Raw genomic sequence first — 16,214 nt, 5'->3', positions numbered from 1 at the left:
GACCCGGAGGATAAAATGGTGGATACCGGGCAACCGCAGAGCGCAGCCTCCATGCCCGTCCCGGATCCATCGAAGGGAAGCCGGGCGACCCGGTGGCGGCGTACGCTGCTCCGCCACGACCTACCCGCATCGTTCGTCGTCTTCCTCGTCGCGGTCCCGCTCTCCCTCGGCATCGCCGCGGCCTCCGGTGCCCCGCTGCTCGCCGGCATCATCGCCGCGGTGGTCGGCGGGATAGTGGTCGGCGCCATCGGCGGCGCACCACTGCTGGTCAGCGGACCGGCCGCCGGGCTCTCGGTGATCGTGGCCGACCTGGTGATCCGGCACGGCTGGACGGCCACCGCCACCATGGTCACCCTCGCCGGCCTGCTCCAGATAGTGCTCGGACTCAGCCGGTTCGGCCGGGCCGCGCTGATGCTCTCCCCCGCCGTGGTGCACGGCATGCTCGCCGGCATCGGCATCGTGATCGCCCTCAGTCAACTGCACGTGGTGCTCGGCGGTGCGCCACAGCGATCGGTCTGGGAGAACCTGCGCGAACTGCCGGCCCAGCTCGTCGGCTACCACGACGCCGCGGTGCTGGTCGGTGTGGTCACCGTCGCCGTACTGCTCGTCTGGCCCCGGCTGGTACGCGTGTCGTACCTCCCGGCGCCGCTGGTCGCCATCACGGTGGCCACCGCCATGTCGAGCGGACTCGATCTCGACCTGTCCCGGGTGTCCCTGCCCGACGACCCGCTCAGCTACCTGACCCTGCCCCGGTGGCCGGACGCGGCGCTGACCGACGTGCTCTCCGGGGTGCTCCTGCTCGCCGTGGTCGCCAGCGTGGAGTCCCTGCTCTCCGCGGTCGCGGTGGACCGGCTGCACGACGGTCCACGGGCCAGGCTGGACCGCGAGCTGATCGCCCAGGGCGTCGCGAACTCCGCCTCCGGCGCGCTCGGCGGCCTGCCCGTCACCGGCGTGATCGTCCGCAGTTCGGCGAACGTGGAGGCCGGGGCCCGCACCCGCGCCTCGGCGATCATGCACGGACTGTGGATCGCCGTCTTCGCCCTGCTGTTGGCCAGCGTGCTCGAACTGATCCCGATGTCCGCGCTCGCCGGGGTGCTGGTGATCGTCGGCCTGCGGCTGATCAGTGTCGCGCACGTACGCGACCTGATGCGGCACCGGGAGTTTCCCGCGTACGCGGTGACGGTCGCCGGGGTGGTCTTCCTCGACCTGGTCACCGGCGTGCTGCTCGGCATGGCGGTAGCCCTGGTCGCGGCGCTGTACCGACTCACCCACTGGCGGATCGACGTCGACCGGCGCGGCCCCGACGAGTGGCTCGTGCAGATCACCGGCACCCTGCTCTTCCTCGGCGCCGGACGGCTCAACCAGGAACTGCGGCGGCTGCCGCCCGGCGCCCGCGTCCAGCTGGAACTGCGCCTGGACTTCCTCGACCACGCCGCCTTCGCGGTGATCCAGCACTGGCGGGCCGGCTACGAGCGCAACGGCGGTCAGGTACGGGTGGAGGAGGCGCCGGACGGCTGGTTCGACCGAGCCGTCCGCGATCGCCTCGGCAACCGCAAGACCCTGCCCGAGCGCCTGCCGCGCTGGCTCGCCCCGTGGTCACACTGGCAAACCGGCACGGCACCGCCCACCCGGTCCGACACCGGGCAGCCGACGGCCGACACGTCCGACCCGCCGGTCGCCCAGACGACCGGTGAGATCGGCGACAACATGCTGGTGGGCGTGCGGGAGTTCGAGCGGCGGGTCGCCCCGCTGGTCCGGCCCTACCTGACCGAGCTGGCCCGCGACGGACAACGCCCGAGCGAACTCTTCATCACCTGCGCCGACTCCCGGCTGGTCCCCAACCTGGTCACCGCGAGCGGACCCGGCGACCTGTTCTGCCTGCGCAACATCGGCAACATCGTGCCCCGGCACGGCACCCCCGGCGACCACAGCGTCGGCGCCGCCATCGAGTACGCCACCGACGTGCTCCAGGTGTCCACCATCACCGTCTGCGGGCACTCCGACTGCGGGGCGATGCGGGCGGTCCTGCGCGGCGGTGTCGCCCGGGAGTCGCACCTCGGCTCCTGGCTCAGCCACGTACGCCTCGGCGGGCGACGCGACGACCGGCGCGGCCCGGTGGCGCCACCGCCCAGGGACCCGGCCGGGCCGGCCGACAACCCGGCCGCACTGGAACGCCAGGCCCTGGCCAACGTCGCCCAGCAGCTCGCCAACCTGCGGACCTATCCGAGTGTCCGACGACGCCTGGAGGCCGAGCAACTGACCCTGGTCGGACTCTACTTCGACCTGCACGAGGCACGGATGTACCTGGTGGACGCCGGCAATGGTGCCCGGCGGCCGCTGCCGCTGTAGCACACCGACACGCACGGCGGTCCGGCCCGGTAGCGGCCTCCCCCGCCACCGGAGCCGGTGCGATTGCCGGTGCCGGTGCTGATGCTGATGCCGATGCCGATGCCGATGCCGATGCCGGTGCTGATGCCGATGCCGGTGCCACGGCGGCGTCAAGAAGGCGTCGGGATAGCCGGGCCGGGCGTGGTGAACGCGTGAAGATCCGGGTCGGTCGGGCGGCGGAGCGCCACGATCGGCACATGCACAGCCCGGCCCTGCCCCGCCGTACCGCCGACGCCCGGCCACGCCCGGACGAGCTGCTCGCGCGGACGCCGACCCGGATCGAGGCGCTGGTCTGCGTACGGCTGGCCGCCAGCACCGTCGGCGGCCGGTTCGCCCGGCATCTGCGCACCGACCCCCGGGTGGTCGCCGCGTGGTGGGTCGCCGCCGACATCGACCTGATGGTGCGGCTGTCCTGTACCAGCCTCACCGAGCTGAACATCGCCGTCGCCGACCTGCGGCTGCGCGGCGGCGCCACGGAAACCGTCACCCACCTGCTGCTCCGCCCGCTCGACATCCCCGAGCGGGCGCCCGCCGACCCCGAAGGCGACCCGTCATGACCCTGGCCGAACTCATCCCATCGCTGCGTACGTCACTCCCCGCCCACCTGCACGGCGACGTGTGGCCGGCGACCGCCCGCCGCGACGAGCACGGCGAGATCTCGGTCGGCGGGGTACGGCTCGGCGAACTCGCCGCACGGTTCGGCACCCCGGCGTACGTGCTGGACGAGGCGGACGTACGCCGACGCTGCCGGGAGTACGCCCGCGCCTTCGGACCCGGCGACGTCGTGTACGCGGCAAAGGCGCTGACCTGCCGGGGTGTGCTGCGGTGGATCGCCGACGAGGGCCTGTCCCTCGGCGTGCAGTCGGCCGGGCAGCTCGCCACCGCCGCCGCCGTCGGCTTTCCCGCCGACCGGATAGTGCTCCAGGGCGACGCCAAGAGTCCCACCGACCTGGCCGCCGCGCTGGACCACGGCGTCGGCACGATCGTTATCGAGTCCGGCTCCGAGATACCCCGGCTGGCCGCGCTGCTGCGCCGCCGGCAACGGGTGCTGCTGCGGGTGCTGCCCGACTGGGACGCCGGCCGGGTCGACACCATGTCGATGCTGCCCGCCGCGCCGGTCGCGGACCGGTTCGGGGTACCGGCCGCCGGCACCACCCTGGACGAGATGGTCCGCCGGATCACCGACCAGCCGATGCTGGAGCTGGTCGGCCTGGACTTCTACCTCGGCTCGCGGACCTCCCGCTTCGGCGGCTACGAGCGGGCGATCAGCCACCTGGTGGCCACCATGGCGGCCCTGGCGCAGCGGCACGGCACCCGGCTCACCGAGATCAACATCGGTGGCGGGCACGCCGTTCCCGGCACCGACACCGACGGGCAGTTCGCCCTCGACGCGTTCGCCTCCCGCGCCCGCAAGGTGCTCCGGGTCGCCTGCGACGAGCACGACCTGCCGGTGCCGAGGCTGGCGGTGGCGCCCGGTCGGGCCATCGTGGCGCGGGCCGGCGTGGCGCTCTACCGGGTGCTCGCCGTACGCCGCGACCCGGACGGGCACCAGCTCGTCGCGGTCGACGGCGGGCTGAGCGACAACCCGCGCCCGGCCCTGTACGGCGCCCGGTACACCGCCGTCCTGCTCGGCCGGCTCAGCCATGCCGGGGACCAGCGGACCACGGTCGTCGGGCGGCACGACGAGTCCGGGGACGTACTCGTCCGGGACGCGCCGCTGCCGGGCGACCTGCGACCCGGCGACCTGCTCGCGGTGCCCTGCTCCGGGGCGTACCAGCTCAGCCTGGCCTCGAACTACAACCTGGTGCCCCGGCCGCCGCTGGTCGCCGTCGACAACGGCCGGGCCCGGCTGCTGGTACGCGCCGAGACGTTAAACGACGTACTCGCCCGCGACCTCGATCCCGACATAGAGGAGTAATTCCTACCTTCCGCCGCTGCCTGCTCCACCGATTCCCTCGACGATCTTGCACTTGTGGTGCCCGGATTAGGGCTCTCATCCGGATTTGTGCGCCACCACAAGTGCAAGATCGTCGCGCCGTCCGGGGCGGCGGGGACGACAATCAGCCGGTGTCGGGGCGGCGCTCCGGTCCGTCCCGGAGCGTCGCCAGCCGGTTCACCGGTCAGCCGTTCAGCGGCCGGCGAAGCGTTCCGCGAAGGCGCGCAGGTCGCGCCGCTCGATCGCCGCCGCCATCAGGTCCGGGAAGGCGTCCGGGGTGCACGCGAACGCCGGTACGCCGAGCGCGGCGAGCGCCGCCGCGTTCTCGTGGTCGTACGCCGGGGCGCCCTCGTCGGAGAGTGCCAGCAGCACCACCACCTGCACGCCGGCCTCGACCATCGCCGCCACCCGACGTAGCATCTCGGCCCGCACACCGCCCTCGTACAGGTCGCTGATCAGCACGAAGATGCTGTCCCGGGGACGGGTGATCAGGCCCTGGCAGTAGCCGATCGCCCGGTTGATGTCGGTGCCGCCGCCGAGTTGGGTGCCGAACAGCACCTCCACCGGGTCGCTGAGCTGCTCGGTGAGGTCGACGACGGCGGTGTCGAAGACCACCAGCGAGGTACGCAGGGACCGCATGGAGGCGAGCACGGCGGAGAAGATGCCGGAGTAGACCACCGACGCCGCCATCGAGCCGGACTGGTCGACGCAGAGGAAGACGTCCCGCTGCACCGCCGAGGTACGCCGGCCGTACCCGATCAGCCGCTCGGGCACGATGGTGCGGTACTCGGGCTGGTAGTGCTTCAGGTTCGCCCGGATGGTGCGGTCCCAGTCGATGTCGGCGTGCCGGGGCCGGTTGATCCGGGTGGCCCGGTTCAGCGCGCCGGCCACCGCCGCCACGGTGCGCTGCGCGACCCGCCGTTCCAACTCCTCGACCACCCGGCGGACCACCTGGCGGGCCAGGTCCTTGGTTTTGTCGGGCATCACCCGGTTCAGCGAGAGCAGCGTGCCGACCAGGTGCACGTCGGGCTCGACCGCGGTCAGCATCTCCGGTTCGAGCAGCAGGCTGGTGAGGTTGAGCCGGTCGATCGCGTCGGCCTGCATCACCTGCACCACCGTGCTGGGGAAGTACTCCCGGATGTCACCCAGCCAGCGGGCGACCCGGGGCGCCGAGGCGGACAGCCCGGCCGACCGCTGCCGGGAGCGCCCGCCGTCGGTCCCTTCGCCGTCGGGGCCGTCACTGTCGTAGAGCGCGGCCAGCGCGGCGTCCATCCCGGCGTCGCTTCCGGACGGTTGCCCGCAGGACGGATCGGCCGCCCCACCGAGCACCAACCGCCACCGGCGCAACCGTTCCTCATTCGGGTCCACGGACATCCCCCAACAGCGTCTGGTGACCGAGCAGGGCGGCCAGGGTGGGCAGGACCAGGGCGGCCCGGTCATGGTCGATCGGCCGTACGCCGGCCGGCGTACCGGCGTCGGACCGGTCGCCGCGTACCCGCTCGCCGATGGCCCGTCGCTCGGGCGGGGCGAACGCGCCGAAGGTACGCCGCAGCAGCGGCAGCACGTCGGTGAACGCCTCCGGGTCGATGTCGGTCAACCACTCGTCGACCAGGGCGAGCAGGGCCGTGTCGTGCACGAAGAGCAGCCCGCCACCGGCGAGGAAACCCTCGATCCACTGGGCCGCCTGCGCCGGTGGGGTGCCGGGGGTGAGCACCAGGCCCATCCGCCGCCGGGTCTCGGCGGCGTCGAGCCGCTGCGCGTCGTGCAGGATCCGGGTCAGCCGACCGACCACCAGACCGTGGACGGCCTGCTCCGGGCCGGCGTGCGCCTCGGTGTCGCGGGCGGCGAGATCGGCCAGGGTGTCGAGCCAACGGCCCCGCAGGTCGGGCTCGTCGAGCAGTCCGATCGCGGCGTGCACGGCGTCGACGTGCTCGCGCATCGTCCGGGCGGCGTCGTCGGAGAGCGAGCGCACCGCCGGTGGCAGACCGACGCAGATCCGGACCAGCAGGCTCGCGGTCACCGTACGCAGGGGGCCTAGTTCGGTTCCCCGGACGTCGCCGTAGCGCAGCGTACGGGCCAGCGCCGGCACCGCCGCCATCAGTCGGGTCACGTCGGCGTCGAGAGCGGCCCGCTGGTGCAGTGCCCGCAGCACCGCCGGGTACGCGTCGGTGAGGTCGGCCAGCAGGCAGCTCTCCACCAGCGGGGTAACCTCGGCGAGTACCTCCGCGTCGCGGGCGGCACCGGTGATCTTCGCGGTGGCGGCGCTCCGTACGGTGGTGCCGTGCGTCCCGGCCTCGACCACGGCGATCGCGAACTCGGGCGACCAGCGCAGCCGCCAGCTCTCCCGGAAGGTGCCCTTGCCCTGCCGGCCACGGGTTGATTCGCCCCACGGTATGCCGAGCAGCCGGAGCCGGTGCAGCAGTCGGCTGCGCCCCAGGTCGGTCTCCTTGCGCAGGTCGAGGTCGAGTTCCCGGTCGAGCGCCTCCGGCTTGAGGCGGAGGGTGCGCTGTTGGGCGGCCAGGTCGCGGGCGAGCGGTACCGCCGGCATGTCGTCGGGCACCGCCCCGAGCCGTTCGCCGACCACGAGCTGCCGGTCGACCAGGTTCAGCCGCAGGTCGTCGCCCTCGCAGATGACCGCGCGGGTCGCCTCGGTCAATTCGGCCAGCCCGGCCAGCGGCCGGCCCCGGATGGTGGCCAGGGCCTCTGCCAGCCGGACCGCCTCGATGACGTGCGCGGACGAGGTCGGCACCCCCTCGGCGCGCAGCACCCCGGCGGCGGCGACGAGCCAGCGCGGCACCACCTCGTCGGTGGTGGTGAACAGGTGGTGGTACCAGCCGGGGGAGGTCACGCCGGCGCCGTAGCCCTGCCAGGAGGCCAGCCGGCCGTAGGTCCACGGCACCCAGGTGAAGGTGACCCTCGTTTTGCGCCGCCCCTTGAGCAGGGCGGTGTCGTGGCTGGCCGGCACGCTGGCGGTGAGCGCCGGCACGTGCCACGCGCCGCAGACGACGGCGAGGTTCCGGTGACTCTTCCGGGCCTCGCGCAACACCCCACGCATGTACGCCTCGCGGAGCAGGTCGTCCGGGTCCTCCGGGGACTCGGCCCGAATCGCGGCCATCGCCTCCCCGATCGCCTCGAAGGCCGGTGCGCCCCGGTGCTCGACCACGTCCTCCCACCAGCGCTCGGGGTCGTCGTAGCCGGCCGCGGCGGCAAGCTCGCCGATCGGGTCGACCGGCCGGACCGGCTGCTCCGGTTCACCCGACCCGGTCCCGGCGTCGCTCCCGCCGTCGGTCTCGTCGGCCAACGGCCCGTCGACCCCGGTGTCGCCGTCGGTGCCCGGCTCGTCCGTCCCGGCGGTGGCACCGAGCCGGTACGCGTACGGCAGGTCGAAGAAGCGCACCGGCACGCCGTGCTCCGCCGCCCAGCGGATCGCCTGCCATTCCGGGGAGAAGACGGCGAACGGCCAGTACGCCGCCCGGCGCGGGTCGTCGGCGGCGTAGCCGAGCAACGCCACCGGTGGCTCCAGCCCCTCGTCGGCGACCCACCGGACCAGCTCGTCGGCCTCCGGCGGGCCCTCGATCAGCAGCAGGTCGGGGCGCTGTTCGGCCAGCGCCGCCAGCACCGCCCGAGCGGATCCGGGACCGTGGTGGCGTACCCCGTAGAAGCGCTCAGGCATCGCGGGCGGCGCGGTAGAAGGCGGTCCAGCCCTCGCGTTCGCGGACCACGGTCTCCAGGTATTCGCGCCAGACCACCGGGTCGCTGCTCGGGTCCTTGACCACCGCGCCGAGGATGCCGGCGGCCACGTCGCCGGGGCGGAGCACCCCGTCGCCGAAGTGGGCGGCGAGTGCCCAGCCGTTGGTGACCACGGAGATCGCCTCGGCGGTGGACAGGGTGCCGGTGGGCGACTTCACCTTGGTCCGGCCGTCCTCGGTGAGGCCGCTGCGCAGCTCGCGGAAGACCGTGACCACCCGGCGGATCTCCTCCAGCGCGGGCGGCACCTCGGGCAGTTCGAGCGAACGGCCGAGCTGCGCCACCCGGCGGGCGACGATGTCGACCTCCTCGTCGGCGGAGGCGGGCACCGGCAGGACGACGGTGTTGAAGCGGCGGCGCAGCGCGCTGGAGAGTTCGTTGACGCCCCGGTCCCGGTCGTTGGCGGTGGCGATGATGTTGAAACCCTTGACCGCCTGCACCTCGCTGGCCAGTTCCGGCACCGGCAGGGTCTTCTCCGACAGGATGGTGATCAGCGTGTCCTGCACGTCGGACGGGACCCGGGTCAGCTCCTCCACCCGGGCGATGGCACCGGTCTCCATCGCCCGCAGCACCGGACTCGGCACCAGGGCCGCCGGGGACGGGCCCTCACTGAGCAGGCGGGCGTAGTTCCAGCCGTACCGGATGGCCTCCTCGGCGGTGCCGGCGGTGCCCTGGACCAGCAGGGTGGAGTCGCCGGAGATGGCCGCCGCGAGGTGTTCGGAGACCCAGGTCTTGGCGGTGCCGGGCACACCGAGCAGGAGCAGTGCCCGGTCGGTGGCCAGGGTCGCCACCGCGACCTCCATCAGCCGGCGCGGGCCGACGTACTTCGGGGTGATCTTGGCGCCATCGCCGAGCAGGTAGGTCACCACCGCCTGCGGCGAGAGCCGCCAGCCGGGCGGCCGGGGTCGGTCGTCGGCCGTGGCGAGCGCCGCCAGTTCCTCGGCGAACAGTTGCTCGGCGTGCGGGCGCAGGGCGGTCATCGCAGCTCCTCGTACATCTCGTGACGGAAGGTCAGGGTGGTGGCGAGCCGGCTGATGGTCCCGCCGTGCCGGGTGTCGGGGTTGTCCCGCTGGATCGTGTCGGCCAGTTCGGCCACCCGGGCGGCGTAGGCCGGTGGCATCGCGGTCGCGGCGATCCGGCACAGCTCGTTGGTCTGCCAGGCGGTCCGCTCGCCGCTGGCCAGGACGGCGATCGCGTCGAGCACCGCGTCGGCCAGCGGCTCGGGCCACGGGCCGGGATGCAGTTCGACCAGCCGCAGCGCCCGGCCCGGATCCCGGCGCAACCCGGCCGCCGCGTACCCGGCCAGGTCGGCCGGGGACAGCGCCTCGTACAACTGCGCAATCAACCGCTCGTCGTACGGGTCGAGGTCCCTGTTCACCGGTCGGGACATCTCGTCGGCGAGCAGGGTCACCCAGACCGGGTCCCGTTGCAGCACCGCCGCTCGGGCCAGTCCCTTGTGCAGCACCGGACCCCAGTCGTCGGCCACCGGCAGGGCCAGCACCCCGTCGGCCGGTCGCCCGAACGCGGTGGACCAGGTTTCCAGCGGCGTACGCGCGACCACCTCGCCCAGCAGCCAGGCCCCGGTGCCGATCCCCCGCGGTGCCTTGGCCGGTACGCCGTCGCGGCGCATCCCGGTATCGCACTCGGCCGGCGGGGTGACCACCAACCGCCCCTGGTCGAGCCGGACGTAGGTGAGCGCGCGGGCGGCCATCCGCTGCCGCAGCGCCGAGCCGGCCAGCCCGCCGAGCAGCCGGGCGGCGGCCTCGCGTACCTCCTTGCGGCGGTCGTCGAGGGCCCGTTCGAGCAGGGGTTCGTCCCGCTGCGACAGACCGGTGGCGAGGGCGCCGACGAAGCGGGCCCGGTCCTCCGGTGCCTCGTCGTCGAAGACCGGGGCGAGCAGGTCGAGGCCGGCGGCCGGGTCGACGCCCCGGAGCGCGACCAGGTGGGCGAGGCGTTCACCGGGTGTGCCGGTGGCCCAGTCGGCCGGGTCCGGATCGGCGGTGGCCTCGCTGCGGAGGTAACCCCAGTCGGCGTTGCGGGCGGCGAGCCAGCCGCCCCGTCGACCGGCGACGGCGGCGAGTGCGGGCCGCAGCGCGCTGCTGCGCCGACCGTTGTCCAGCAGCGCCGGCAGGGTGTGCGCCGGGGCGAGGTAGCCGCGTTCGGCGGCGGTGTGCAGCCATCCGCCGAGCAGTCGGTGGGCCAGATCGCTGCCGCCGGGCCCGCCGCCGGCCAGCAGCGAGGCGAGCCGGCGGGCGGCCGGGGCGGGGACGGTGCGGCGGCTCTCCCCCGGCGCGGCGTCGACCGGTGGGCGCCCCACCTCGGCGGTGACCCCGGCCCGGCGGTAGGTCCAGGCGACCGCGGCGGTGTCCAGCAGGGACGTCGCCGGCTCCCCGCCGGGAACCACCGGCAGCGCACGCCCGTCGAGGTCGACCGTGGCGGCGGTGAACGGCCGGCGGTCGGTGCCGATCAGCGCGGCCGAGACCAGGTCCGGCGGGAGCAACGCGGGCCGGCGGTCACCGCCGGTACGGGCCGGGGCGGGCAGGTATTCCCCGTCGGGCCAGGCGGCCAGCGGGCGGAACCCGGCGGCGGAGTATTCGCCGGCCACCGGGACGGGTCGTCCACCGGCGGCGGCCAGCAACCACCACGGCGGGTCTTCGCCGGGGCGCAGCGCCACCGCGTCACCGGCCGCGTCGACCAGGTACCCGTCGCCGGTCGGCACCACGTCGGCCAGCAGCATGCCCACCTGCTCGCACCACGGCTCGGCGGCGAGGGCGGCGGTCCAGCCGGCCAGCGCCGCCCGGACCGGCATCGCCCCGGTCGGTGGCCCGGCCGGTCGGGTGCCGTGTCGTCGGGCCAGCAGCGCCCGTTGCGCGAACGCGCCCGGATACCAGCACAGGTCGGCGTCGAGCACGGTGCCCGGTACGACGTCCGCCGGCAGGGCCTGACCGGGTGCGGCGAACGCCAGCAGCAGGGCGTACCGCCCGGTTGTGGTGCCGTGGAGCCAGGTTCGGCGGGCGACGAGCCGTTCGTCGGGCAGATCAACCTGGCCGAGCACCAGCCAGTGGTCGCGTTGCGTCGGGCCGGCGAGCACGTCCTCGGTCGACACCGGGATGCCGATCCGGGCGCGGACGGTGGCGGCGAGATCCGCCGGCAGGTCATCGATCCGGGTGTAGCCGGCGACCAGCAGGCGGAGCAGGGCCAGTTCGCCGAGGAGCCGGTCAGCCCAGTCCGGGCCGATGCCGACGACCTCACCGAGCCGCCGTACGGTGCCGGCCGCGGTCGGGGCCTGCGCGTCCACCAGCCGGGCCGCCATCGCCGCGAACGGGGCGGATCCGCTCCGTTGGGCACCGGCGAGCCCCTGGCTCACCTGGTCGGTCACCCACCGGTCCAGCTCGACCAGCCCGGTGGCGACCCGGTCGGCCCGCTGTCCGGCCCGTTTCTGCGCGGCGGCCTCGTCGACCGGGCCGGCCTGCGCCCGCTTGGCGGCCGTGGTCTCGGCCCGAGCCGAGCGCCGGGCCTGCCATTCCGTCACCCAGTCGGGCGCGGCCTGTTCGGTCACCCCGCCGCCGGACCAGAGCAGCAGCAGGCCGAGCGCGTGCTTGCAGGGAAACTTGCGGCTCGGGCAGGAGCACCGGTACGCGGGCTCGGTCAGGTCGACGCACGCCTGGTACGGATTGCTGCCGCTGCCCCGGCACAACCCCCACAGCACGTCACCGTCCAGGCCGGTGGCGACCCACTTCGCCGCACCGCTGACACTGCGCGCCCCCTTGGCGGAACTGGCGTCGGGAGCCAGCGCGAGCACCTGTGCGTTGGACCACGGTTCGATTGGCACAGCGGCACTCTAGAGAGCCGGTCCGACACTTCCGCGGACGTACCGGCGGGCCTGTTCACCGGCCGTTCAGCTCGTGGCGCCGGCCCTGGTCGGGGCGCTCAGGCTCCACTGTGGACGGCATCGGAGGAGGGTACGGAGGACCGTGGATCCGACGCCGTTCCGGTGCCGGTCGGCTCCGGGTTGGCGAACGCCTCGGCCGGGATGTCCGGCCAGCGGGCGAACGCGGTGTCGAGGAAGTACTGCTGCCCCGGATCCCAGGTGTGGCCGGACTCGCGGCGGTGGTAGACGTAGCCGAACGGGTGGGTCCGGTAGATCGCCGCGCCGTCGCGGCGGAGCCGGTCGAGCACGCCGTAGTCGACCGACCGGGGCACCGGTCGCCAGCCGCCGACCGCTTCGAGGTCCCCCTTGGCCAGCAGCATGGTGCCACCGGCGACCACCTCGCCGTCGGACTCGGGTGCGCCGGACGGACGCCGTACGGTGGTGCCGAGCGTTTCCAGGAAGACGAACTCGGCACCCTTGCCGACCAGGGTGGCCCCGGAGTAGTGCCGGGCCAGCACCAGGTCCCAGACGTGCTCGACGCCGTAACTGTCGTCGTCGTCGAACTTGGTCACCAGGCTGCCCCGGGCCCGCCGGGTCGCCTCGCCGAGCGCGGCACCGAACCCGGTGCCGGCCGGCACCCGGACGATCTCGTACGGCCGACCGGATTCGGCGAGCAGTGCCGCCACCTCGGCCGGCAGGTCGATGCCGTGCAGGCAGAGGACGAGTTCCAGCTCCGGGTAGGTCTGGTCGACGATCGCCCGCACCGCCCCGGCCAGCATCTCGGCCCGGCGGGTGGCCAGGATCGCGCTGACCGACGGCGGGCGCGCCAGTTCCGGCAGGGCGTCCGCGGTCACCTGCGGCAGCGCGAAGCCGGCGGCGTGGCCGCGCAGCGCGGCCCGGCGCTGACGTACGCTGCGCGCCTCCAGCGCCAGCGGGTCGCCGGCCGGCAGCGGGCGGGTCAGCAGGTCCCGCAGCTCGGGCCGGATCAGTTCGGCGACCCGGGGCGGCAGTGCCGGTATCCGCAGCACCGCGCCGGTCATCGCCAACTGGACCAGCAGCGCCGCCGTCTCGACCGGCCGCTCGTCGGTCAACGGCGGACACTCCACCACGCCGACCTGGCGCAGGGTGGCCAGGGTGGCGGCGTCGAGTCCGGGGCCGCCCAGCGGATGCCGGTCGGCCCCGCCACGGGCCCGTCGGGCGTTGCCGCGCGGGTCGAGTTCGAGCCGGACGCCTGGTGCGTCGGGCCGGTACGCGCCGGCCCGGCGCCCCTTCGGGTTGATCCGGCGGGCGTCCACCAGCAGCACGGTCCCGCCGCCGGGAGCGGTCACGCCGTGCCGACCGGCCGGCACCGCCACCGCGTACGGCTGGTCCTGCGCCGGTCCGCCCGGTTCGGCCACGGTCGGGTGGCGCAGTACGACGTCGTGTGCCCGGATGTCGGAGCTGAGCGGCAGCGCGCCGGCCACGACGGAGGCGCCGAGCTGCGCCGGCAGGTACGCCGGCAGCCCGCCCCACCCGGTCAGGTTGGCGCTCACCGGTGCGGGCAGCGGGCGGGTCGGGCCGAGGGCGTCCACCGCCCCGCGCACGATGTCGCGCAGCGGGGCCGGGTGTCGCAGGCGGAGCCGGACGGTGGCCGGGCCGCGTCCCATCCGGGGCAGGGCGACCCGGTGCCGGACCAGGTGGTCCAGCGGGCCGATCCGGCCGGACCAGCCGGCGCGCGGCGAGCGCCAGTAGACAACGACGATCCGGGCGCGGGTGGTCGGCGTCAGCGCCTCGGGATAGGCGTGCAGCAGGTCGTGCAACCGTTCCGGTGTCCCGGCGACAACGAGCACGCCACGCGAACCGGGCAGGCGCAGTGTCCGCAGGCCGACGAGGCGGCCCAACCGTTCGCTGAGCGGCGGCGGCGGGCCGTCGACCAGCCGCCACGTACCGGCCGGGTTCACGCGCTGCGAGCCAGTTGTGGCTTTCGACATGCCTCATCCTGTTTTGATCGGTGACCGTCGAACCACTCTACGCGGCACGACGGAACCCGTTCGCGGGCGCCGACCGGTCGACCGGCGCCCGCGAACGGTCAGCGCAGACCGTTGCGCACCGCCACCGTGATCAGCGTGTCCGGGTCGTCGGTGATGATGCCGTCCACCCCCAGGTCGATCGCCCGCTGCATCAGCGCCGGATCGTCCACCGTGTACGGCACCACCTTCAACCGGTCGCGCCGCTGCAACACGTCCACCGTCGGCCCGTGGAAGTAGCTCGGGTCCTGGCGCAGGTACCAGTCCGGCGAGACGACCGTCGGCTGGTCCGGGTCGTGTACCTGCCAGTTCGCCGAGACGGTGCCGGCGCCGCTGGCCCGGACCAGCTTGCCCAGGTCACGGAAGCGCCACCAGTCCAGGCCATCGGTCCACGGACTCTTCACCGAGGGATCGTCGTAGTCCGCCCGCAGCGAGCACTCGTCGGCCAGCGAGGCGCACTCGGCCGGGCCGTACTGCCAGACCAGCGCGACCGTCTCGATCTGCCGGTTGAGCGAGCGGGCCAGCGTGATGGTCCGCCAGTCGAAGGACTGGATGGTGACCCGGTCGACGAACCGCGCCCGTTCGATCGCGCGTACCAGCTTGGTGGTGAAGACCGGGTACGCCAGGGTGTCGGCCACCAGCGGGCTGATCTTCGTTTCGATGTTCAGCGACACGTCGGTCCGGCCGCTGGACCGGACCAGGTCGAAGACCTCGTTCAGGGTCGGGATCCGGGCTCCCGGCGCGGGCACCTGGTGGGGCAGTTCCGGCAGCGTCCTCGTGCCGCAGTCGAGGGTCTTGAGCTGGCGCAGCGTCAGGTCCCGGACGAGCTTGCCGACGTACGGGAACTGCGGGTCGCCGGGTCGGGCCGGGGCGGTGTCGACGCAGTGCGAGCCGTTGACGGTACGGTCGTGCAGCACCACGAGTTCCCCGTCCCGGGTGACCCCGGTGTCGAGTTCCAGGGTGGAGATCGCCGGATTCGCCAGCGCGTACGAGAACGCGGGCAGGGTGTTCTCCGGTCGGACCGCCCGGCCGCCCCGGTGCGCCTGGATGTCGAACGGCGCCACGTACGGCCGGGGCAGGGCGAAGCCGCGCCGCTTCAGCAGCCCGCGCAGCAGGTCGGGGTAGTCGGTGATGAGCCCGTCGACCCCGTCGTCGATCAGCTTGCTCATCGTCGGCACGTCGTCGACCGTCCACGGCACCACCGCGATGCCGTTGCGGTGCGCGTGCCGGACCATCTCGGCGGTCACGTACGGCCGGTAGCCGGGGTCGCCGACCTTGCCGTTCTGCGGGAAGCCGTGCACCGGCGAGAACGCGGTCGCGCCGAAGGTCTTGATCGCCCGGATCGGGTCGCCGCCGAAGTCGTCGATGTCGAGACCGCCGAGCCACGGGGAGGCACCCGGTTGACCGGTCTGGAGGAAGTCGTAGTTGGTCAGCGCTACCAGCGGCAGCCGCGGCTCGACCCGGCGCATCAGGCGCAGCGCGCCCCAGTCGAAGCTCTGGATGGTGACCTGGCCGAGCAGGCCGGCGGCCCGGATCTCGGCCACGGTGACCCGGACGAACTGTTCCCGGGGCGCGGTCTCGCTCGGTGCCCCGGCCTCCACCTTGGTCTCGACGTTGAGCTTGACCCGGTCGGCACCGTACCGCTTGACCAGCGCGAAGACCTCGCTCAGCAGCGGCATCCGGGAGCCCGGTACGGCGAGCTGTCCGGGCTTGTCGGGCAGCGTCCGGCTGCCGCAGTCGAGCGTACGCACCTGGGCCAGGGTCAGCGTGTTGACGAACCTGCCGACGTACGGGAATTCCGGGTCACCGCTGGTCGCCGGCCCGGTGTCGACGCACTTGGTACCGCTCACCCGCCGGTCGTGGGTGACCACGGCCCGGCCGTCCTCGGTGATCTGCACGTCCAGTTCGAGCGTGCTCACGCCGAGTTGGAGGGCGTTGCCGAACGACGCGAGGCTGTTCTCCACCCGCAGGCCGAGCCCGCCCCGGTGGGCCTGTAGGTCGAAGCTGTCCGGTCGTACCGGCTTCGACCGGCCGTCGGCGTGCCCGGCGGTGGCGGGCAGTCCGGCGAGGACGGTGACCGCCGCGATCGCGGCGACAGCGACCCTGCGCCATCGGGTGAGAGCCATCTGCGAATGTCCAATCGGGTCGTCCGGACGCTTCCGCGCGCATCGTCGGCGGGTCAGGCGACCATGGGGCGTGCGGCAGGCAACCTCCGGGTTAAACCGATGGGACATTCACCTTCGTCATCTCCGCGCATCGACGCCGG

The 16,214-nt window shown here is 73.8% G+C and carries 10 protein-coding genes; 4 read left to right on the top strand and 6 right to left on the bottom strand.

The genetic code is table 11. The annotated features are described in order from the left end of the window. Positions 1 to 51 precede the first annotated feature (51 nt). The 4 genes from OG792_RS13780 to lysA all read left to right on the top strand — a co-directional run bounded on the left by OG792_RS13780 (position 52) and on the right by lysA (position 4,306). On the top strand, positions 52 to 2,349 hold the full coding sequence (locus OG792_RS13780) for a bifunctional SulP family inorganic anion transporter/carbonic anhydrase (RefSeq protein WP_329109910.1): 2,298 nt from the start codon (positions 52 to 54) through the stop codon (positions 2,347 to 2,349). 69 nt (positions 2,350 to 2,418) lie between these two features. Next, positions 2,419 to 2,544, top strand: a complete 126-nt coding sequence (locus OG792_RS13775; protein WP_329109909.1) for a hypothetical protein — start codon at positions 2,419 to 2,421, stop codon at positions 2,542 to 2,544. Next, entirely contained in the window at positions 2,541 to 2,945 is a 405-nt protein-coding gene (locus OG792_RS13770; protein WP_329109908.1) for an Lrp/AsnC ligand binding domain-containing protein, read from the top strand. Before OG792_RS13775 ends, OG792_RS13770 begins: the two co-directional genes overlap by 4 nt. Beyond that, the gene (gene lysA, locus OG792_RS13765) at positions 2,942 to 4,306 is read left to right on the top strand and encodes a diaminopimelate decarboxylase (protein ID WP_329109907.1); all 1,365 of its coding nucleotides are present in this window, start codon (positions 2,942 to 2,944) and stop codon (positions 4,304 to 4,306) included. The genes OG792_RS13770 and lysA overlap by 4 nt, the downstream gene beginning before the upstream one ends. Positions 4,307 to 4,516: 210 nt before the next feature. Here the strand turns inward: lysA and OG792_RS13760 are convergent, their stop codons facing one another. From OG792_RS13760 to OG792_RS13735, 6 genes are all read right to left on the bottom strand, one after another. Then, the gene (locus OG792_RS13760) at positions 4,517 to 5,692 is read right to left on the bottom strand and encodes a VWA domain-containing protein (RefSeq protein WP_329109905.1); all 1,176 of its coding nucleotides are present in this window, start codon (positions 5,690 to 5,692) and stop codon (positions 4,517 to 4,519) included. Beyond that, the gene (locus OG792_RS13755) at positions 5,679 to 7,997 is read right to left on the bottom strand and encodes a DUF5682 family protein (protein WP_329109903.1); all 2,319 of its coding nucleotides are present in this window, start codon (positions 7,995 to 7,997) and stop codon (positions 5,679 to 5,681) included. The genes OG792_RS13760 and OG792_RS13755 overlap by 14 nt, the downstream gene beginning before the upstream one ends. Beyond that, positions 7,990 to 9,051, bottom strand: coding sequence for an ATP-binding protein (locus tag OG792_RS13750; RefSeq protein WP_329109901.1), 1,062 nt, complete (start codon positions 9,049 to 9,051; stop codon positions 7,990 to 7,992). The genes OG792_RS13755 and OG792_RS13750 overlap by 8 nt, the downstream gene beginning before the upstream one ends. After that, positions 9,048 to 11,903, bottom strand: a complete 2,856-nt coding sequence (locus tag OG792_RS13745; RefSeq protein ID WP_329109900.1) for a DUF5691 domain-containing protein — start codon at positions 11,901 to 11,903, stop codon at positions 9,048 to 9,050. The genes OG792_RS13750 and OG792_RS13745 overlap by 4 nt, the downstream gene beginning before the upstream one ends. A 98-nt stretch (positions 11,904 to 12,001) precedes the next feature. After that, a complete protein-coding gene (locus OG792_RS13740) occupies positions 12,002 to 13,912 on the bottom strand; it encodes a glycosyltransferase (RefSeq protein ID WP_329109898.1) in 1,911 nt (636 codons plus the stop codon). A 98-nt stretch (positions 13,913 to 14,010) separates the two neighbouring features. Beyond that, the gene (locus OG792_RS13735) at positions 14,011 to 16,074 is read right to left on the bottom strand and encodes a glycerophosphodiester phosphodiesterase family protein (protein ID WP_329109897.1); all 2,064 of its coding nucleotides are present in this window, start codon (positions 16,072 to 16,074) and stop codon (positions 14,011 to 14,013) included. Positions 16,075 to 16,214: the final 140 nt, after the last annotated feature.

The organism is Micromonospora sp. NBC_01699, assembly GCF_036250065.1.
Lineage (GTDB): Bacteria > Actinomycetota > Actinomycetes > Mycobacteriales > Micromonosporaceae > Micromonospora_G.
Note: the sequence above shows the minus strand (reverse complement) of the source record. Positions and strands in the feature narration are given on the sequence as shown.